The following is a 20618-nucleotide window of genomic DNA, read 5'->3' on the forward strand; positions in this document are numbered from 1 at the left end:
GTCACGATTTCGTGGGTGTGATGGTATAGATTCTGAGATAAATGGCTGATTAAGCCTGCCGTTTTTTCAGCGCAGCGGTTCAGCCTTACAAAGCAAGAAGGACGGCTTTAATGCGATCACAAACACACTTATCACGACAGGAGTCATGAGGGTGTTCGTGTTAAACATTCTGTTCTTCGGTAATAAATATCTTAATAGTGGATAGCATGATCTCGATTCCGGGTAAAATCAAGAATGTTCAATGATTACATTAACATAGAGACCTATTTTATATTTGGCAACTTTATCGAACGTTTAATCTTCACAACCTACGGCAAGAGTTAACTTTATTTCTTTACCTAAAATTAGCCAAACTCCACAATCATCATGAAAAATATTAATCATTATGAGTTATATCCGGCGGGGTTTTTTCTTTGCCAATTCCAGGTATCTCGCATCATGTCGTCAATATCATGCTTTGCTGTCCAGCCCAAAACAGTTTTCGCTTTAGCTACATTAGCCCATGAAGAGGCGATATCACCTTTACGTCTTTCAACAATTTCATAATTAATATTCCTCTGACTTGCTTTCTCGAATGATCTTATTACTTCTAAAACAGATACTCCCTTTCCCGTCCCTAAATTAAATGTCTCATATCCAGTCATGCTATCTAAATATTTTAATGCATGCATATGACCAGCCGCAAGATCCATGATATGTATAAAGTCACGAACTCCTGTACCATCTATCGTTTCATAATCCCCACCATATACTAGTAATTTATCGAGCTTTCCAACAGCAACTTGTGAAATATAAGGGATAAGATTATTTGGAACACCATTGGGGTCCTCACCAATTAATCCACTATAGTGGGCACCTGCTGGGTTAAAATATCGCAATGCAATGACTTTCATCGAGGAGTCAGAAACTACAAAATCTGATAATATATTTTCAATCATCACCTTTGTTGTTCCATAAGGACATGATGCATTACCAATCGGATAATCTTCTAAATTTGGAACAGGGGCATTATTTCCATAAACTGTAGCAGATGAACTAAAAATAAATTTATTCACATTCGCTTTTTTCATTTCATCAAGTAGTGTTAAAGTTCCACTCACATTATTAATGTAATATTTTAATGGCTCTTTAACCGATTCACCTACTGATTTTAAAGCTGCAAAATGGATAACAGCGTCAATGTTATTTCCCTTAAAAATCTCAGCCAAGCAAAAGCAATCGTTGATATCACCATGTATAAACTTTATTTTTTTAGATGTAAGCAATTCCACACGCTCAAGTGATATATTAGACGAATTAGTCAAATTATCTAAAACAATTACATCATATCCATTTTCAATAAGTAACAAAACAGTATGTGAACCAATATACCCGGCACCACCAGTTACTAGTATAGACATACAATCCTCATTAGCGCATCTTTGATTTAAAAAACTACGGATTAAAACTATGAAGCCTTACTCAATAATCCTTTATCAGCCAGCAGCTTTTTTCTAACACGATTTCAGGTACCCACTTTTTTGAATAACCTCAGCCCGTTTAGGCAATATTTCCGCATATCGATTCTCATGAACTAGTCAAATCCAGCCAAAGAATTTCCAGGATACAGTTCCCATAATATTCCATTAATAATCTACCAGTACCTATATGCCGAAAATATTGCCATCATCCAGCAAACGCCGAAACCCTTCGTTATTTTCAAGTGTAATGATAATTAATACATCAAAAATCCCAGCTAACATCAGTGTGGATAGTGCCTAATAGATCATTGGCTTGCTATAAACAGGCTGCAATTACTTAGAAACTCAGCGAGTTAAAATATACAGCCGAGAGCCTGAACCGTCTGCGAAGATAATACATTTCATTATTTTTCTATACTCACCAACACTCACGGCTAATAAGAACCATCCAGCACCCTGGCCGCCATGAGCAATGATTAAGGTACTACTATACTGCATTACGAATACCGCGTTCAAAAGTTTCCTGTGGTCCCCAACCAAGCTCACGCCAATCATGCAAGCAAACACATCATGACCAAGGAGATCTTTCACATAAGCAATCAGGCCTTTCCAGTAAGCACGCTCGGCCTCAAGTAATGTGTAGGTACCTACGACATTCGTTTCGATAAAACAATCGAACGGTCTACATGCGATTCAGCAGCTAAATGCATGACGACCTCTGGCTGGCATCAAAAACATGTTTGAGCGATGTATCATCACAAATATCTACATATTTAAAAGCACAACGCTTGTGACCACTCACATCAACCAAAGATTCAAAATTATCAGCATACGTGAGTTTATCCACGTTAATAACTGAATCTTCTATGTTTTTATGATATGCCGAACAACAGCAGAACCGATAAACCCGGTCCCACCCGTTACTAATGTTTTCATAATATTACATCCGGAAAGCAAAATATCTGATGGTTCAACTTAACTGCACTCTGACTGAGCATGAACAAAATTCAGGCACGCTACCGCCCTTGGAATTTAATCCAAACGTAGATACAACCCTCAACGCGTTGTTGCACGTGCAATTCTGCTGAAAATATAGCCAGAAACAGGAAAAATAATTTGCATATTTTACATGCCACATCAAAAGAGGTGTAGCGGTATTGTGGATTACCTCCCACCCCAAACTAAAAATTTCCCCCATTCACCACCTTCCTCAGCAAGGCAAATTAGACCGTAAGTACTTCATAGAGACATATAATGATTATCATTATTAACAAAGGAAGAGCTTTAGGATATACATTTAACCATAGAGATAATGTATTAATATATAAAGCTATTCTGGAAACCTGAAATGCAATAGAAACGTTATTGCTTTTCAGGTTCTACAAATCGTCCAGGATGGGAATCCTCCTATGCCACGGTGGAAACCGCGTTGTTCTCATCATACCGCTGCTGGGCAAGCATGACTGCATTGATGTTACTCTCTGCCCAGTGGGTCAGCTCATGTACGGTTTTCACGAGTGTTTTACCAAGAGTAGTAATCGAGTATTCCACTGTCACCGGTACGGTAGCAAACACTTGTCGGTGAATCATGCCATCACGTTCCAGGTGTTTGAGCGTCTGTGACAACACCTTCTGCGATACCCCTTCAATATCACGCCTTAGTTGATTGAACCTGACCGGCTCACACGCCAGCCGATCCAGAATCAGCAGCGACCATTTATTGGACAGACGATCCAGCACCACACGCGCCGGGCAGGTTTTACTGTAAACACTGAATTCAGGCATCCCGTGACCTCTGTTTTCTCAGCTAAGGTTTTATTCGGTATATCTCGGTATCTCTGCTTACAATAACGTATCTTGTTTCTTTTGGGGAGTTAGTTCTTTTTTAGATGAATAGTTTCTTTTTGATTGGATAGTTTCTTTTTAAAACCTAAGTGGGAGGGGAACTTACTTCACAAACCTTGCCAGCATTGAAAAGGAACATGTGCCATTCCGTGCTTACATCGTGCTGAAATGACACATGGACTGCCCCCACTCAGTGCATATGAATCGCGGATGAGCGTCAGCAGGCGTTGGCTGTCTTTATCACGTGCAGAGGCCGGATTGTGCGGGTATGTATAGAACCCGGCTCTGGCGACGTTCAGGACCCGACACATCGTCATGACACCCCATACAGCAAGGTGTTCATTGATAAAGCGGTACTTTAGTCGGACTCCCTTGCAAAGTACCTCGCGGCCTTTTTCAGAATACCCCGTTCTTCTTCTGTTCGCGTTAACGGTGCCCTGAGTTTCAGGAGCTCACTTTTGGCTTCCAGTAAATCGCGGACATGCTGCTCGCTGTTATCGGGTTTAATGGCCGTAGCCACTTATAGAGACTGTGTGCAGAAACGCTCAGCCGGTCTGAAACTTCGGCAACGGAATAGCCGCATTCCGTGATTTGACGGACGGCCTCGTCCTTAAATTCAGGTGTGAATCGTGGTGTGCCTATAGGGTAGGGATCGTCTACCGGGGCGGGGTCAGTCCACTCAAAGCTACGGAATAGCCAGTCGGCGCATCTAATAAGAGCTCTTTAATTGCCTCAACATCAAACTCATGGCAATTCTTATCCAGTTTATCTAGTAACTGTTCCATCTCTTGCCAGCTCAGTTTCTCTTCCTGAGCAGTCATAATTTTCGGGTGACTGGTGCCTTCAACATTTTCGCCGATCAATAACTCTTCGTAGAGTTTCTCACCGGGGCGTAATCCTGTGAATTTAATCGCGATATCCCCTTCTTCAGCGTGTCCTTGCCCTTCTATGTAGCTTTTCATCCCCATCAGGTTGATCATCCTGCGGGCTAAATCGAGTATTTTGACCGGTTCGCCCATATCCAGTACGAACACCTGCCCGTTCATTCCCATTGCGCCCGCCTGTATGACCAACTGTGACGCTTCAGGAATGAGCATGAAATAACGGATAATATCCGGGTGTGTCACGGTGACCGGGCCACCCTGGCGGATCTGCTTTTTAAACAGAGGAACAACAGAGCCCGACGACCCCAATACGTTCCCAAATCGGACCATGGTGAATGTGGTCTGATTTTGGCGCTCAGCCAATGCTTGTAAAATTAATTCCGCCATCCGCTTGCTGGTGCCCATGATATTGGTTGGACGCACCGCTTTGTCTGTGGAAATCAGTGTGAAATTTTCCACCCCTTCGGCTATCGCTGCTTCGGCGCAGGCTAACGTGCCAAACACGTTATTGCGGATCCCTTCAATCACATTCTCTTCAACCAGCGGCACATGCTTGTAGGCGGCGGCATGGTAAATCGTTTCGACTTGATGGGTACGAATCAGCTTTTGTACCCGGTTCTGCTTTTGTACCGAACCTAATGCGGTGACGATTTTTGTCTCAAGCATAAGGCGTTTTTTGATACCTTGCAGTTCCTGATCGATGGTATAGAGGTTGTACTCATTGAGTTCAAACAACACCAATATTTTGGGGCGCTGTGCCAGAATTTGGCGGCACAGCTCAGAGCCTATCGAACCGCCAGCGCCTGTCACCATCACCGATTTTCCCGTAATGTTTTTCGCCATCAGGTTCTTATCGGGGGCAACTGCTTCGCGTCCCAGCAGGTCAGCAACATCCAGGTCATGTATCTCTGTTGCCGTTGCTTTGCCTGCGGCGATATCTTCGACCGAGGGAACGGACTGTACTTCGATGGGCCAGTGGGAGAGCCTTTCAAGTAATCTTAATCGCTGACCTTTTTGTATGTTATTGATGGCTAAAAGTAGTTTTACAGGCTGGTAGAGCGGTTTTAGCTTCTCGAATTCATTACTGCGGTGCACTTTGATACCACAAATGATTTGGCCCACCTTCTTCTCGTCATCATCAAGCATGATAACGGGGTGATATTCATCGCCCTGAATCAACGCATAAAGCAAATCTCGCCCGGTCGCTCCTGCTCCGTAAATAAACACGTTAGGTTTCTGGCGTTTATAGTAGTGGTAATAGAAGGTTCGGATGAGTACACGAGGGCTGCCCAAAGCGAGAGTCGCCAGACCGGCGTAAATAAACGGTACGCTGCGTGGAACAAAAGACTGAAAAAAGAAGCTACTCAGCGCCAGGCTGACAGCGGATAAAATAACCGATAGAAATACATACCCCATCGCGGGCAGCATCATGTAGCGCAGTACGGCGCGGTACATGCCACAACGAATGAAGACCAGGATTGTGATGGATAACGTGACAACGACGCTGGCTATTTCAGCTGAGCCGATTGGAAAATCAGTGGTACCTAAACGGACGGCAACGGCCAGATACAACGAGGCCACAATGGCAACAACGTCATAGAATACAGTCGCTATGCGTTTGGTAGCACGCTCTGCGTTAAGCAAAAGCGGAATAAGTTTAAACATCAGAGCCTGAATGTCCATGTGCGACAATAGAGTGGTATTAGCGGACTATTTTAGTGGTCTAGCCATGTCTTGACCAGATGTGCTTATCTTAATTTCAGTTATGGCGTTATGCCCGGTATTATGAGCCGGGCTATTCAGGAAGGTAATCTCATTGAAAATCTTAGTAACGGGAAGCCGGGGGTTTATCGGTAACCGGGTGGTTGCGCTGGCGAATGAGCAAGGCGTGCGCTGTGTTTTGCATGGTAGTGAACGTAGTAACGCCACTGACAGTGACATGATTCGTGCCAATCTGGGGGCGACGACAGACTGGGCACCGGCACTGCAGGGCGTGGATGCGGTTGTGCATTGCGCCGCCAGAGTTCACCAGATGCAAGATGGCCGTGATGCGCTGGCGTTGTACCGGGAAACCAATGTCGCAGGGACATTGCGTCTGGCGCAGCAGGCGGCGGCGTCGGGTGTGAAGCGGTTTGTTTTTGTGAGTTCAATTAAAGTAAATGGTGAGGCAACGCAACCGGGGGCGCCTTTTCAGCCGGATGTGGCCGTGCCACCGCTCGACCCTTACGGTCTGAGTAAGTATGAGGCGGAGCAAGGCCTGATGCGTCTGTCCCAGGAGACAGGTCTGGAGGTGGTGGTTATTCGCCCGCCGTTAGTCTATGGCCCCGGTGTAAAAGCCAATTTCCGTGCCATGATGAATTGGGTTCACAAAGGGGTGCCGTTGCCGCTGGCGGCGGTACATAATCAACGCAGTCTGGTGTTTGTTGACAATGTGGCTGACCTGATATTGCTCAGTGTGCGTCATCCGCAGGCACCTGGACGGGTGTGGCTGGTATCAGACTGTCATGATGTCTCTACCGCTGACTTGTTGGCGGACATGGCCATGGCGCTGGGGGTTAAAAACCGCTGCTGGCCGTTACCGTCGTGGGTACTGAAAGGTGCTGCGACACTGTTGGGAAAATCGGCGGTGGCGGATCGCCTGCTGGGCTCATTGCAGGTCGATGTGAGTGAAACCCGGCGGCAGCTTGGCTGGCAGCCAGCCATTTCCTATCATCAGGCGATTGCCATCACGGCGCGGGCGTTTCTGTCGGAAATACCCGGCGCATCTGAGTCTCTATCCAAAGAAGGTTGACCGATTATTATGCTGCGTGTTCTGGATATCTTACTGGCGTTGGTGGGATTGCTGTGTTTGTGGCCAGTGATGCTGATCGTTTATGTGTTGGGATTATTTGATACGGGGTCGCCGGTTTTTATCCAGCAACGCGTTGGGCGGCATCAGCGGCCCTTTAATCTGATTAAATTTCGCACCATGGCGGTGGCGACTGAGTCAGTGGCGACACATCTTGCCAGTCGTAGTTCGGTGACTCGTTTAGGGGCGTTTTTGCGTAAAACCAAACTGGATGAATTGCCTCAGTTGATCAATGTACTGAGGGGTGAAATGAGTCTGGTCGGGCCGCGCCCTTGTCTGTTCAATCAACAAGAACTGATTGCCGAACGCCAGGCGCGTGGCGTCTTTGATGTGTTGCCGGGCATAACCGGGCTGGCACAGGTAAATGCTATCGACATGTCCACACCGCAAAAACTGGCCGAGTGGGATCAGAAGATGATTCAGACCCTGTCGGTGAAGCACTACTTTACCTATCTGATACAAACGGTAGTCGGTAAAGGCTCCGGCGATCGGGTGCGCTGATACCCCTGATAAAAAACGATGCCGGTCTGACCGGCATCGTAAGTGCATATCATAAGAACAACATCATAAGTACAACAGCATGTACGTTGAGGGATTACTTTATCGGGGCCAACGCAGTCTGATCAACGTAAGGCTTCATGATGGTATCCGCTTCCTGCTGGGCGGCTTTGGCGGCGGCCTCCGGCGTCACCTTCTCATCATTCACTACGGCAGCCAGTTGGTTTTCCATCGCTTTTCGCACCGCCACCGTTTCATAGGTGGAGTACCACGGATGTGCGTATTTCAACTGTTCCAGCGCCGTGGCAGCACGGGGATCCTGCTGCAGATACGCTTTCATTTCTGGCGTGTCGTACGCCGCTTTGCGCGGTGAGAAGTAGCCGGTGAAGCGGCTCCAGGCACCATTAACTTGCGGGCTGACCAGATAGCTCAGGAATTGGTAAGCCGCTTTCTTCTGCTCATCAGAGATACCTTTGAAACTGACCAGACTGGCACCGCCGATCGGTACTGCTCGCTGCTCTTTGGCAGGCAACATGGCGACACCCAGCTCAAAGTCTTTGGTGTTTTCACGCATGAACCCCAGCGCACCGGTGCTCAGTAGTGTCATGCCCAGCTTGCCGGAGAAGAAAGCGGCACTGATTTGTTTAGAGTCCAGCACGCCGGATGGCATCACTTTATCTTTGTAGATCAGGTTCTGCCAAAAACGCAGTGCGCCGATGGTGGTCGGGCTGTTGTAATAAACTTCACCCGGATAATTTTCGTTGAAGTAGTTGCCGCCATTGGCGCGTACCAGCGAGGAGAAAATCCAGCCGCCGTAGTCATCGTTGGTGGAGGGCAGCATGATACCCCACTGGCCTTTGCTCTGGTCAGTCAGCTTTTTCGCGTCGGCCAGCAGTTCCTGCCAGGTCTGCGGCGGCTGCGCTATCCCGGCTTTTTCAAACAGGTTTTTGTTGTAGTAGAGGATCGGGGTGGAGTTGTGGAACGGGATCGCGTAGGTCACGCCCATCACCTGGGCGTTTTTGTGCATGGCTGGCCAGAACTCGTTGGTTAAAAACGTACCAGCTTGTTCATTGCCGTATTTGAACAGCTCATCCATCGGCAGGATTTCATTTTTCAGCGCCAGGTCGGTCGTGAAGTTGGCGGACATAATCACCAATGCCGGTGGCTGACCGGCTTTTTGCGCCGCTTCCGCTTTCATTTTGGTGGTGTCGTAGTTACCGGTGAAAATTCCCCGCACTTCGACATCCTGCTGGGAATTGTTGAATTCTTTGATGATGCGCGTCATTTCCATCGTCAGTTTGCCATCCACCGGGGCTGGGAACATGAAGTCGATGTTCTGCTTGGCCAGCGCCGACGCGCTAAAGGCCAGCGAAATGCCGAGAGTGAGCGCCTGTAACCGCTGTTTCAGGGGCTTATGCATGGGGGGGCTCCTGGTATATATTCTGCTGTGTTTCAGCATGAAAAAGATGAACATCAAAAGGTGAAAAGCCGAGGTTGACGGTGTCGCCGACCATCGGGATATCGCCGCGATTTTTGCGGCTGTAGCGTAGTTCGCCGATTGGCGTGCTGATGTGCAGCAGATAGTCTGCGCCCATCAATTCTCGTTGCGTCACCGTGCCGGACACGTGATGCGTATGCTGTTCTGCTTCTGGCGTATCGGTGAGGTGTTCCGGACGGATGCCGAAGAACACCTCCTGAAGATGTGCCGCGTGGGGGGGCAGAGGAAGTGTTTTTTCTCCAATCTGAACCACGCCGCCGCTGCAAGGCAGAGTGATAATGTTCATGGCCGGTGAGCCGATGAAACTGGCGACAAACAGGTTGGTTGGGAAAGCGTACAGTTGTTCCGGGGTGCCGACCTGTTGGACCTCGCCGTTATTCATGACGACGATGCGATCCGCCATCGACATGGCTTCTATCTGGTCATGGGTGACGTAAACGGTGCTGGTCTTGAGTTGCTGATGCAGTGCCATAATACCGTCGCGTACTTCAGTGCGCAGTCGGGCATCCAGGTTGGACAGCGGTTCATCCATCAAAAACAGTTTTGGGTCGCGAACAATGGCGCGAGCCATCGCGACGCGTTGGCGCTGACCACCAGACAGCTTGCCCGGTTTGCGATCCAACAAGGTATCCAGTTGCAGCAGGTGCGCCACTTTTTCCAGCCGCGGCTGCCAGCTTGCTTTGGGTTCATGGCGAATTTGCATACCGAAGGTGATGTTTTCTTTCACCGTCAGGTGGGGAAACAGCGCGTAGTTCTGAAAGATCATCGCGAAGTTCCGCTCACGCGGTGACTGGGCGGTAATGTTATCGCCATCCAGCCAGATTTCGCCGTCGCTTACCGTTTCCAGCCCGGCCAGTAAGCGTAGCAGAGTACTTTTACCACAGCCGGACGGCCCGACCAGCACCAGAAATTCGCCATCGGCGATTTCCAGTGAGAGGGAGCGCAGTGCCGGCTTATCGTCAAATTGTTTGCTGACGTTGTGCAGTCGTAACATAGCCATTAACGCGCATCCACCGGGCAACTGATTTTTTCGTCGTACAACCATGGACCGGCATAATGCGACAGCGGGTGCAGGTAGCTGACCCACTGCTGATTAATCTGACGGTGCATCAGGCAGGCTGGCGGGGACATGTCGTAATAAGGGCGAGTGTCTTCGTGGTAGTAGGGCACCTGATGAACCGTACCCGGCACGGTGGCAATGATGGCCTGACGGTACTGCGTCATGATAAGGCAATGATTGTGACCGCAGAAAATGCGCACCAGCGACGGAAAACGCTCCACCAGTTCCAGCAGGCGGTGCCCGTTTTCGCAGGCGATACGGTCCATTTGGGCGGAGCCGAGAGCCAGCGGCGGGTGATGCATAAAGACAGCGGTAGGTTTGTCATCACGTGCCAGTTGTACTTCCAGCCAGGACAGGGTCTCTTCCGTCAGCCAGCCTTTGGATGTCCCTGCACGGCTGGAGTCGATAAACAGCAACCGCGTGGCGAAATCATCAATCGCGTAACGCATATTTTGTGGATCGTTACCCAACTGGGGGCACAGTGGCTGCAAATATTCCAGAAAATGCGTTTTGTCGTCGTGGTTGCCGGGAATAATGTACAAGGGGTAGTTGAGGCTACCTAAAATCTGGCGGGCGACCTGATATTCCGACGCCAGGCCGCAGTTGACGATATCGCCGCTGACCACCACCGCATCCGGGCGTTCGGTGAGCGCGTTCAGTTGTGATACCACGTCGGCGTTACCGGCATTGATATCGATAAAGTCGTACAGTTTTTGCCCTGAGCTTCGAAAGTGAGTATCAGAAATTTGTGCTAACAGCATGAAAAACCCCTTATTTTATTCCTGAGAAACCAAAACTTCTCAGGAACTGTTTTTGGAAAGCGATAAACGCCAGCATTAACGGCAGGCATACCATCAGCGTACCGGCACTGATCATTCCCCACTGGCCGCCAGACTCAGCGCCCATCGCGAATGACACTAACCCGACGGTCAGCACCTGCTTGTCCGGGTCGTTGAGCATCATCAGTGGCCACAGATACTCGTTCCAGTGATAGGTAATGCTGACGGTGGCAAACGCCAGAATGGAGGGCCAGGACATCGGCAGCAGTACGCGAAATACCACTTGCCACCAACGACATCCTTCCATCAGCGCAGCTTCTTCAATCTCTTTGGGAATGGACAGGAACGCCTGGCGCATCAGAAACACGCCAAATGCTGACGTGAAATAGGGCATCATCACGCCGGTTAACGTATTGAGCAGACCGAAGGCCTTCAGCGTCATCATGTTCGGTACCATCATCACGACCGGCATGATCATCAACTGCACCAAAAACAGCAGAAACAGTGTCTGCTTGCCGCGAAATTCGTGGCAGGCGAACACGTAACCCGCGGTAGTGATGGTCAGTAACTGGACGAAAAAGGTGCCAAACGTAAAGAAAATCGTGTTGGCATAGAGGCTTATCCAGTCAGCGCTTTGCCAGGCATCACGGAAGTTGTCCAGCGTTAATGGCCAGCGTGGTAACAGAGAAGCCATGCCAGTGCCAAAGGTGGTAGCGCTAAAGGCAGATGACAGCATCCAGATAAACGGGCTGACCCAGAGCAGCGCGGCACAGATCATCAGTAGACTCAGGGTAGCGCGCCTTGATTGGCGCCAGCGCAGCCAGGTCGGCAACGGGGCCTGTGTCGAGCAGACAACAGCAGGGGAAATATCAACGCTCATAATGTGCCCCTTTCTCGAGTACTTTCAGGTTAATCAGCGAGAAGACGAACAGACCGGCCAGCGTCAGAAAGGTCGCGGCGGAGGCTTTGCCAAGGTCATGGGTGTCCCAGGCTAAATTCTGGATGTAATACAGCAGTACGGTAGTGGCGTTATCCGGTCCACCGTGGGTCATGACCGCTACGTGGTCAATCTGGGTGATGGAGTAAATCAGCGCCGTGGTAATGACGAAACTCAGCGTTGGGCGCAGCAGCGGCAGCGTGACGCGGAAAAATACCTGTGTCGGTGTAGCGCCTTCCATGACGGCGGCTTCACGGGTAGAAGGCGGGATACTTTGCAGACCAGCCAAAAAGAACAGCATGTAATAGCCAGCGAATTTCCACACGCCAATCAGCGCGAGTGCCAGCAGAGCACTATTGCTACGACCCAGATAATTGTTGTTCATCGGACCGAATAGTTTAGCCAGGTAATAATCCAGCAAGCCGATACCGGGCATGAAGATAAACAGCCACAGTGCGGCGGCACTGACCATCGGAATGATCATCGGGAAGAAGAAGGCGGTGCGCAGCCAGCGATTGACCGTGTGGTTCTCCCATAACGCAACGGCTAACATTAGCGCCAGTACCACGCCGGGGATGACTGTCAACAGGATGTAGATCAGATTATTGGATACGGCACGCCAGAAAACGGGGTCATCCAACAGGCGGATCACATTTCCCAAACCGACAAATGGCGCATTCACGCTAGCCATGCGGGTATCGAACAAGCTGTCATAAACGGAGCGCAACAGCGGAAAATAGGTAAACAGCAGTAGAAACAATAAAGAAGGCGACAGAATCACCCAGGGGAGCCATTTTTTTTGCATGGTGATAGTTTTCGCAGCGTGATGGTTAATGCCAGTCACCGAATTTCGGTAAAAACGGAACACATATGCTGTGCGGGGAATACTGCAAGGGCATGGCAGGTCAGTGACGATTTGGTGACGGTAGTTTCCAGAAAATAAAACTAACGCGGATGGCTTGTGCTGAGGGGGGAAAAAGCGTTTGATGGATACGCTTCATCCGATTTATGGGTTACTCATCGATTCATCCAGGAGGGGATATGTCTGTTTCTGCACGAAACCAATTAAACGGCACGGTGGCCAGTGTCACCGAGGGGGCTGTTAACAGTGAAGTGGTGCTAACGCTGGAAAGCGGAGAAACACTCACCACGGTTATCACCCGCAATAGTGTGGCGACGCTCGGGCTGGCGCCAGGTAAACCCGCGCTGGCGTTGATCAAAGCGCCATGGGTGATTCTGGCATCGGCAGATTGTGGCCTGAATTTCTCAGCCCGTAACCAGTTTAGCGGCACGGTTAATCGTATTGTCGACGGTGCAGTGAACGCAACGGTGCATATCACCACCACCAACGGATTAAAGCTGACCGCCAGTGTAACCAATGACAGTGTACAAGATATGGGGTTATACGCAGGTTCTGCCGTGATTGCCTTGGTTAAGGCTTCGAGTGTGATTCTGGCAACCCGCGCCTGACGAACGGTTCGTGGTTGTTCACAATCTTTACACTCGATGCTCTCCTTTCCGTGACCGATTTCGGGTAATCTGGGTAACCTCGTAGTGGCAGAGAGGCATGGGATTTATTGGCGTGTTCTCTGCCGCCTGTTTTTCCTCTTTTCACATTGACCGTTTTTCACATTAACTGTGTTTTCCTTCGTGCTGCCTGGATACTGACATAGCAGTCGTACATGGTTGGTTTGTTAAAACTGGCTGGTATGACTTTCAAGAAGATATTCGATAATGACTCAACAAACCTTTACCAGGGACTTGTTCCACCCTCGCTACTGGCTACTGTGGTTCGGCCTGGTGGTGCTGTTTTTACTGGTGCAACTGCCTTATCCACTACTGATGCGGCTGGGAAGCTGGGTGGGACGTACCTCCCGCCATTTTCTCAAGCGGCGGGTGAATGTCGCACGTCGTAATCTGGAGCTGTGCTTTCCCGATATGTCGGCATCCCAGCGTAATACGCTGCTGGAGGCGAATTTTGCATCGTTGGGGATGGCGCTGATGGAAACGGGCATGGCTTGGTTTTGGTCAGATCGGCGAGTCAAAGCCTGGTTCGAGGTATCCGGTTTTGAAAACCTTCAGCGGGCGGGGCGTGAGCAACGTGGTGTGATGGTGATAGGCATTCACTTTATGTCGCTGGAGTTAGGCGGCCGCGCGATGGGGCTATGTCAGCCGATGATGGCGATGTATCGACGCCATAACAATAAAGTCATGGAACTGGTGCAGACCTGGGGACGTTCCCGTTCCAATAAAGCGATGATTGATCGCAAAGATTTGCGTGGCATGGTGCAGGCGCTGAAAAGCGGCGAAGCGGTATGGTTTGCGCCAGATCAGGACTATGGCCCCAAAGGTAGCGTGTTTGCGCCGTTCTTTGCGGTGGATCAGGCGGCGACGACCAGCGGTACCTTCACCATTTATCGGTTAGCCAAGCCAGCGATGATCACCACCGTGTTGATTCGCAAACCAAACCGTCAGGGATACCAGTTGGTGATTGAGCCGGAGCTGGAAGACTACCCGAGTGAAGATCAACAGCAGGCCGCGCAATACATGAACCGGGTAATAGAGCGGGAAATTCTGCGCGCACCGGAACAATACCTATGGCTGCATCGCCGTTTCAAAACGCGTCCGTGTGGTGAGGCGTCGTTGTACCGATAACAGTTTTGTACCGATAACATGCGGTGCAAACGCGCAGGCGCTACCAGTATAAGAACAAAAGAGATAAAAAAGTGGCAGCCCAAGGGCTGCCACAATTCAAGAAGGAGAGAATGATTTGATGATTAACGGAACAGCGCGTAAGGACGGACACCGCGGTAGGTTTTGCCCAACGCTTTTAGTAGTTGAGTGATTTGACGGACAAGACTCATGGTGTTTCCTCCCTACGCATAAAAGAATTACTGGTTGAACGTACCGAAGTGGATGTTGAAGTTTTCAAACATGGCGATAATTTTGTGCAGCAGCTTCATTGTCGTATTCCTCTGTATGATTCATTATTTATGTGACGTTGTTCACGGTTTTAAAGATATACCCAGCTCGGGCAGTGGTCAATTTTTTTGTGAACTCCATCACAAAAAAATAAACGTACAGTCTGTTCTTCCTGAACCATGGTTTTATTTTCTTTCATACTCAATGTATTGCTATGTGAATGATGTTGGCCGGTTGCCAGGTAAGTAGCTTTGTCGGCTCTGTGTTGCGCGGGGGTGGCACCATTTTTAGTGCAACCATGATGCGTATGCAGGGAATAGCAGTTGAAATGGATGTCCCGAAGGCAGGATAATCTGCCGCCTCAACAACAACTGGCAGGATTCAGCCGCTCTGTAACGCAATGGTTAATCGTTTGCGTGTCAGACTGGCAGGGGAAAGCGGCAGGTTTACGGCGTCTGGCAAGGACGTTGATTCACTCCGTTTTTCGAATGTTGACCAGATGCCGGCCACCGTGCGGTGATAACCCGCCCGCGTAATAACCCGGTGTTTGATAGCCAGTCGTTTGATAACCAATAGCATTTGATAACAACGACATTTCAGGGGATATACCATGTCCAATACCACTCGTCAGGCTGACGATGCGGCTCGTCCCGCAGGCGCGCTTGATGCCTTTTTCAAGATTACACAGCGCGGTAGCAGCGTTCGTCAGGAAGTGCTGGCGGGTTTGACCACGTTTCTGGCGATGGTTTACTCGGTCATCGTCGTACCCGGCATGCTGGGCAAAGCAGGCTTTCCGCCTGCGGCTGTGTTTGTCGCCACCTGCCTGGTGGCGGGGTTTGGTTCTCTGCTGATGGGGTTGTGGGCCAACCTGCCGATGGCGATTGGCTGCGCTATCTCGCTGACGGCGTTTACTGCCTTTAGTCTGGTGCTGGGTCAACATATCAGTGTGCCGGTAGCACTGGGTGCGATCTTCATGATGGGCGTGCTGTTCACGGTGATTTCTGCGACCGGCATCCGATCCTGGATCCTGCGCAATCTGCCCATGGGCGTAGCGCACGGTGCGGGTATTGGTATTGGGTTGTTCTTGCTGATCATTGCGGCGAACGGCATCGGTCTGGTCATTAAAAACCCGATCGATGGTTTACCGGTGGCATTGGGGCATTTCACCGCGTTCCCGGTGATAATGTCGCTGATCGGTCTGGCGGCAACCATCGGTCTTGAAAAACGCCGCGTACCGGGTGGGATCCTGCTGGTGATCGTTGCTATTTCGGTCATCGGCCTGATTTTTGATCCGAACGTGAAATACCAAGGGCTGTTTGCGTTGCCGAGCCTGACGGATGCCAATGGTCAGTCGCTGATTTTCAGCCTCGACATCAAAGGCGCGTTGCAGCCGGTGGTGCTGCCGAGTGTGCTGGCTCTGGTGATGACGGCGGTATTTGATGCGACGGGCACCATCCGCGCGGTGGCCGGTCAGGCTAACCTGCTGGATAAAGACGGACAGATTATTAACGGTGGACGTGCGCTGACCGCTGACTCCATCAGTAGCATTTTCTCCAGCCTGGTGGGAACCTCGCCGGCAGCGGTCTACATTGAGTCAGCGGCGGGTACTGCCGCAGGCGGCAAAACCGGTTTGACCGCGACGGTAGTTGGCGTGTTGTTCCTGCTGATCCTGTTCCTGTCGCCGTTGTCTTATCTGGTGCCTGCTTATGCCACCGCACCTGCGCTGATGTATGTTGGCCTGCTGATGCTGAGCAATGTGTCCAAACTGGATTTCAACGACTTTGTCGATGCGATGTCTGGCCTGGTGTGTGCGGTATTCATCGTACTGACCTGTAACATCGTGACCGGCATCATGCTGGGCTTTGGCTCACTGGTACTGGGCCGTCTGTTCTCCGGCGAATGGCGCAAGCTGAATGTTGGCACGGTGATTATCGCCGCAGCGCTGGTGGCCTTTTACGCTGGCGGTTGGGCGCTGTAAACCCGTTTTACCATATCTGGCACTACACGAAGGGGAACATCGGTTCCCCTTTTTTATCCTGTGATGCCAATGCGCTGATTTTTTGTCATCGTTTTCTGTTCATCACACAATATCTTGTTATTATTCATAAAGATCACCCATTGGCGAGCGCAGCCACCTGATGGTAGCTAACCGGAGTCCTTTCATGTAACGGCAATTAACCAAGGAACACATGGAAATATTTTTCACCATTCTGATCATGACGTTGGTCGTGTCGCTTTCCGGCGTGATGACGCGCCTCCTGCCTTTCCAGATACCACTGCCATTGATGCAGATTGCGCTTGGTGCCATGTTGGCGTGGCCGCAGTTCGGCCTGCATGTCGACTTTAATCCTGAGTTGTTCATGGTGCTGTTTATCCCGCCGTTGCTGTTTGCTGACGGCTGGAAAACCTCGACCCGTGAGTTCTTGCATCATATGCGCGAAATTTTGGGGCTGGCGCTGGTGCTGGTGGTGATTACCGTGGTGGGTATTGGTTACCTGTTGCATTGGATGATCCCGGAAATGCCATTAGTGGCGGCGTTTGCACTGGCTGCTGTGTTGTCTCCCACTGATGCGGTCGCGTTGTCCGGTATCGTCGGTGAAGACCGGATCCCTAAGAAACTGATGGGGATCCTGCAAGGGGAGGCGCTTATGAATGACGCCTCTGCGCTGGTGTCGCTCAAGTTTGCCGTGGCGATTGCCATGGGCACCATGGTGTTTACTGTTTCCGGCGCGACGCTGGCGTTTTTGCAGGTCGCGCTAGGGGGCTTGTTGGCCGGGATCGGCATCACCTGGGTGTACAGCAAATCCTTGTCGCTGCTCGGCCATCAAAACGATGATGATGCCGCCACCCAGATCGTATTGCTGCTGCTGCTGCCGTTTGCGGCTTACCTGATTGCCGAGCATTTCGGTGTGTCGGGTATTTTGGCCGCGGTCGCATCGGGTATGACGATCAGTCGAACGCAACTGCTGCGACAGGCACCGCTCAACATGCGCTTGCGGGCTAACGGCGTGTGGAACATGTTGGAATTTGTGTTCAACGGAATGGTGTTCCTGATGTTGGGGCTGCAACTGCCAGGCGTGATTGAAGAGTCGATTGTGCAGGCGGAACTGGACCCTACCATTGAAACCTGGCTGTTGTTTGCTGATATCGCGCTGATCTATTGCGCCTTGTTGTTGTTGCGTTTTGCCTGGTTGTGGCTGATGAAACTCTACAGTCGCTATGTGCAGAATAAGCGCCCGATGTTGTTTGCCCGCTATACCGCGCGTGAAATCTGGATCAGTACCTTTGCCGGTGTACGAGGTGCCATTACGCTGGCGGGTGTGCTGTCGATCCCGTTGTTTCTGAGTAGCGGTGAGCCGTTCCCATCCCGCTATCAACTGGTATTTATTGCTACCGGTGTGATCCTGTTTTCACTGTTGTGCGGCGTGGTGGCGCTACCGCTGTTACTGCGGGGGATTACCCTGACGGATCACAGCGTGCAGAAAAAAGAGGAACGCATGGCGCGGGTGACGATGGCGCAGGTCGCTATCGATTGCCTTAAAAAAATGCAGGAGCGCCTGGCGGCAGACAGAGAAGAGAATCTGGATGATCAGGTACTGGCGGAGGTCAGCGCCCGCGTCATCGGTATGCTGCATCGACGTGTGGCAGGTACCGATGAACTGGAAAACAATATGGCGGTTGAGAATCTGGAGCGGCGCTTTCGTCTGGCAGCGGTCAGTGCTGAGCGTGCCGAGCTGTATCACCTGCGTGCCACGCAGCGCATCAGTAATGAAACGCTGCAAAAAATGCTGCGGGAACTGGATTTGCTGGAAGCCGTACTCAGTGAGAAGGTGTAAAAAAACCGGGGAGCAGACTCCCCGGTTTGTTGTACGTTTGTGCTTGTCTCGTGTTAGTGAGATGAGCCCTTGGAGATGCCAAGGCCGGTTTGTGAACGGATGAATTGCGCCTTGAATTTGCCGCGTTCTTCAATGGCATTGGCGGAGTTATCGGTAATGGAGAAAAACCAGATACCAATAAACGCTACCAGCATTGAGAACAGCGCCGGGTATTCATAGGGGTAGATTGGGGTGGCGTGACCGAGAATTTTCACCCATATGGTCGGCCCCAGAATCATCAGGATGACGGCCGTTAACAACCCAGCCCAGCCGCCGATCATTGCCCCGCGAGTGGTCAGCTTCGACCAGTACATCGACAGCAGGATAATCGGGAAGTTACAACTGGCGGCGATCGAGAACGCCAGACCTACCATGAAGGCGATATTCTGGTTTTCGAACAGAATCCCCAGCAAGATGGCGATGACCCCTAGCGCCAGTACCGTCAGTTTGGATACTCTCAGTTCGTCACGCTCAGTGGCCTGGCCTTTCTTGATAACATTCGAGTACAGGTCATGCGATACCGCAGAGGCTCCCGCCAGCGTCAGCCCAGCCACCACCGCCAGAATCGTGGCGAAAGCCACGGCGGAGATAAAGCCCAGGAAGAAGTTACCGCCGACCGCATTGGCAAGATGTATCGCCGCCATATTATTGCCGCCTATTAGCGCGCCTGCTGCATCTTTGAATGCCGGATTAGAGCTCACCAGCAGAATCGCACCAAAGCCGATAATGAAGGTCAGGAAGTAGAAATACCCCATGAAACCGGTAGCAAAGAGCACGCTCTTACGCGCTTCTTTGGCGTCGCTGACGGTGAAGAAACGCATCAGGATGTGTGGCAGACCCGCCGTACCGAACATCAATCCCAGCCCAAGAGACAGGGCGGAAACCGGGTCGGAGACCAGACCACCGGGCTTCATGATGGCGAAGCCTTTCGCGTGAACCTTGGTGGCTTCGGTGAACAGGCTGTCAAAGCTGAAATTGACCGTTTTCAGCACCATGAGTGCCATGAAGGTCGCGCCACACAGCAACAAGACCGCTTTGATGATTTGCACCCAGGTGGTCGCCAGCATGCCGCCAAACAGCACGTACATCACCATCAGAATACCCACCAACACCACGGCGACATGGTAATTCAGCCCGAACAGCAACTGGATGAGCTTACCGGCACCCACCATCTGGGCTATCAGGTATAGCGCCACGACCACTAACGAGCCACAGGCCGACAGGGTACGGATGGGTTTTTGCTGCAACCGGTAAGACGCCACGTCAGCGAAGGTATAGCGACCAAGGTTACGCAGCCGCTCTGCTATCAGGAACAGAATGATCGGCCAGCCCACCAGAAAACCGAGCGAGTAGATAAGGCCGTCAAAGCCAGAGGTATATACCAACGCCGAAATGCCGAGGAACGAGGCGGCAGACATGTAATCGCCCGCAATCGCCAACCCATTTTGAAAGCCGGTGATATTACCGCCCGCCGTATAGTAATCACTACGCGAACGGGTGCGCTTGGATGCCCAGTAGGTGATATAGAGCGTTGCTGCCACAAATAACACAAACAGTACGATAGCCTGGATATTCAGCGGTTGTTTCTGAACGTTGCCGGAAACGGCATCCGCCGCGTGCGCCCATATTGGTAGCCCCAGAAGACCGGTCAGCAGGAAAATGCGGCTTTTCATTTTTGCACCTCATTTAGCAATGCTTTGGTCAGGCGGTCGAATTCACCATTGGCACGGTAGACGTAAATACCGGTAAGCACGAAAGAAATGATAATGAGCCCGATACCCAACGGGATGCCGCGGGTCGTCCCTGCTCCGGGAGAAATAGGCGTTCCCAGCCAGCCCGGCGCAAAGGCGATCAACAGAATGAAACCGACGTACAACACCAGCATGATCAGCGAAAGAAAGGCGGCAAAACGTTGCCGTTTCTGAACCAGTTCTTTAAATAGCGGGTTATCTTCAATCCGTTGATAAATGAGATCATTCATCATAAATCTCCAGTCAGATAAGTCGCGTCGC

The 20618-nt window shown here is 50.8% G+C and carries 16 protein-coding genes and 4 pseudogenes; 6 read left to right on the forward strand and 14 right to left on the reverse strand.

Annotated elements, in window-relative coordinates; genetic code table 11:
• Positions 1-91 precede the first annotated feature (91 nt).
• The 7 genes and pseudogenes from FAZ14_RS20500 to FAZ14_RS19005 all read right to left on the reverse strand — a co-directional run.
• Positions 92-196, reverse strand: a pseudogene (locus FAZ14_RS20500) (IS630 family transposase); the annotation flags it as partial.
• 187 nt (positions 197-383) lie between these two features.
• Positions 384-1400 carry a UDP-glucose 4-epimerase GalE gene (gene galE / locus FAZ14_RS18990; RefSeq protein ID WP_016943712.1) on the reverse strand — a complete coding sequence of 339 codons (1017 nt, stop codon included), beginning with the start codon at positions 1398-1400 and terminating at the stop codon, positions 384-386.
• 246 nt (positions 1401-1646) lie between these two features.
• Positions 1647-1865: pseudogene (locus tag FAZ14_RS20345) on the reverse strand (sugar phosphate nucleotidyltransferase); the annotation flags it as partial.
• Between the two features lie 195 nt (positions 1866-2060).
• Positions 2061-2396: pseudogene (locus FAZ14_RS20350) on the reverse strand (GDP-mannose 4,6-dehydratase); the annotation flags it as partial.
• Between the two features lie 471 nt (positions 2397-2867).
• The gene (locus FAZ14_RS18995; protein WP_012771054.1) at positions 2868-3245 is read right to left on the reverse strand and encodes a winged helix-turn-helix transcriptional regulator; all 378 of its coding nucleotides are present in this window, start codon (positions 3243-3245) and stop codon (positions 2868-2870) included.
• 206 nt (positions 3246-3451) lie between these two features.
• Positions 3452-3947: pseudogene (locus FAZ14_RS19000) on the reverse strand (transposase); the annotation flags it as partial.
• A gap of 14 nt (positions 3948-3961) precedes the next feature.
• The gene (locus FAZ14_RS19005; RefSeq protein WP_020477082.1) at positions 3962-5854 is read right to left on the reverse strand and encodes a polysaccharide biosynthesis protein; all 1893 of its coding nucleotides are present in this window, start codon (positions 5852-5854) and stop codon (positions 3962-3964) included.
• Between the two features lie 151 nt (positions 5855-6005).
• On the opposite strand from FAZ14_RS19005, the gene FAZ14_RS19010 reads away from it, so the two are divergent.
• Positions 6006-6980, forward strand: a complete 975-nt coding sequence (locus FAZ14_RS19010) for a UDP-glucose 4-epimerase family protein (protein WP_153509013.1) — start codon at positions 6006-6008, stop codon at positions 6978-6980.
• A 9-nt stretch (positions 6981-6989) separates the two neighbouring features.
• Positions 6990-7538: a sugar transferase gene (locus FAZ14_RS19015; protein ID WP_038903359.1), complete on the forward strand. Its 549-nt coding sequence runs from the start codon at positions 6990-6992 to the stop codon at positions 7536-7538.
• A 94-nt stretch (positions 7539-7632) separates the two neighbouring features.
• Here the strand turns inward: FAZ14_RS19015 and FAZ14_RS19020 are convergent, their stop codons facing one another.
• The 5 genes from FAZ14_RS19020 to FAZ14_RS19040 are packed head-to-tail and all read right to left on the reverse strand — an operon-like array spanning position 7633 to position 12614.
• The gene (locus tag FAZ14_RS19020; RefSeq protein WP_012883411.1) at positions 7633-8955 is read right to left on the reverse strand and encodes an ABC transporter substrate-binding protein; all 1323 of its coding nucleotides are present in this window, start codon (positions 8953-8955) and stop codon (positions 7633-7635) included.
• Complete coding sequence (locus tag FAZ14_RS19025) at positions 8948-10033, reverse strand: ABC transporter ATP-binding protein (RefSeq protein ID WP_153509014.1); 1086 nt, start codon at positions 10031-10033, stop codon at positions 8948-8950. Before FAZ14_RS19025 ends, FAZ14_RS19020 begins: the two co-directional genes overlap by 8 nt.
• A complete protein-coding gene (locus tag FAZ14_RS19030) occupies positions 10033-10854 on the reverse strand; it encodes a phosphodiesterase (RefSeq protein WP_016943701.1) in 822 nt (273 codons plus the stop codon). The genes FAZ14_RS19025 and FAZ14_RS19030 overlap by 1 nt, the downstream gene beginning before the upstream one ends.
• A gap of 10 nt (positions 10855-10864) precedes the next feature.
• On the reverse strand, positions 10865-11752 hold the full coding sequence (locus FAZ14_RS19035) for a carbohydrate ABC transporter permease (RefSeq protein WP_016943700.1): 888 nt from the start codon (positions 11750-11752) through the stop codon (positions 10865-10867).
• On the reverse strand, positions 11742-12614 hold the full coding sequence (locus tag FAZ14_RS19040; protein ID WP_029456636.1) for a carbohydrate ABC transporter permease: 873 nt from the start codon (positions 12612-12614) through the stop codon (positions 11742-11744). The genes FAZ14_RS19035 and FAZ14_RS19040 overlap by 11 nt, the downstream gene beginning before the upstream one ends.
• Before the next feature lie 236 nt (positions 12615-12850).
• Between FAZ14_RS19040 and FAZ14_RS19045 the strand changes: the two genes are divergently transcribed.
• The 4 genes from FAZ14_RS19045 (at position 12851) to FAZ14_RS19060 (ending at position 18567) form a co-directional block, all read left to right on the forward strand.
• Positions 12851-13279 carry a TOBE domain-containing protein gene (locus FAZ14_RS19045; protein ID WP_153509015.1) on the forward strand — a complete coding sequence of 143 codons (429 nt, stop codon included), beginning with the start codon at positions 12851-12853 and terminating at the stop codon, positions 13277-13279.
• Positions 13280-13540: 261 nt separating this feature from the next.
• Positions 13541-14464 carry a kdo(2)-lipid IV(A) palmitoleoyltransferase gene (lpxP, locus tag FAZ14_RS19050; protein ID WP_029456635.1) on the forward strand — a complete coding sequence of 308 codons (924 nt, stop codon included), beginning with the start codon at positions 13541-13543 and terminating at the stop codon, positions 14462-14464.
• Positions 14465-15341: 877 nt separating this feature from the next.
• Positions 15342-16709 carry an NCS2 family permease gene (locus FAZ14_RS19055; protein WP_016943696.1) on the forward strand — a complete coding sequence of 456 codons (1368 nt, stop codon included), beginning with the start codon at positions 15342-15344 and terminating at the stop codon, positions 16707-16709.
• A 211-nt stretch (positions 16710-16920) separates the two neighbouring features.
• Complete coding sequence (locus FAZ14_RS19060) at positions 16921-18567, forward strand: Na+/H+ antiporter (protein WP_153509016.1); 1647 nt, start codon at positions 16921-16923, stop codon at positions 18565-18567.
• Positions 18568-18620: 53 nt separating this feature from the next.
• Here FAZ14_RS19060 and actP read toward each other — a convergent pair whose 3' ends face one another.
• A complete protein-coding gene (actP, locus tag FAZ14_RS19065; RefSeq protein ID WP_153509017.1) occupies positions 18621-20279 on the reverse strand; it encodes a cation/acetate symporter ActP in 1659 nt (552 codons plus the stop codon).
• Complete coding sequence (locus tag FAZ14_RS19070; protein ID WP_016943693.1) at positions 20276-20587, reverse strand: DUF485 domain-containing protein; 312 nt, start codon at positions 20585-20587, stop codon at positions 20276-20278. Before FAZ14_RS19070 ends, actP begins: the two co-directional genes overlap by 4 nt.
• Positions 20588-20618: the final 31 nt, after the last annotated feature.

The sequence above is a fragment of the Dickeya oryzae genome (assembly GCF_009372235.1).
In the GTDB taxonomy this organism is placed as follows: domain Bacteria; phylum Pseudomonadota; class Gammaproteobacteria; order Enterobacterales; family Enterobacteriaceae; genus Dickeya; species Dickeya oryzae.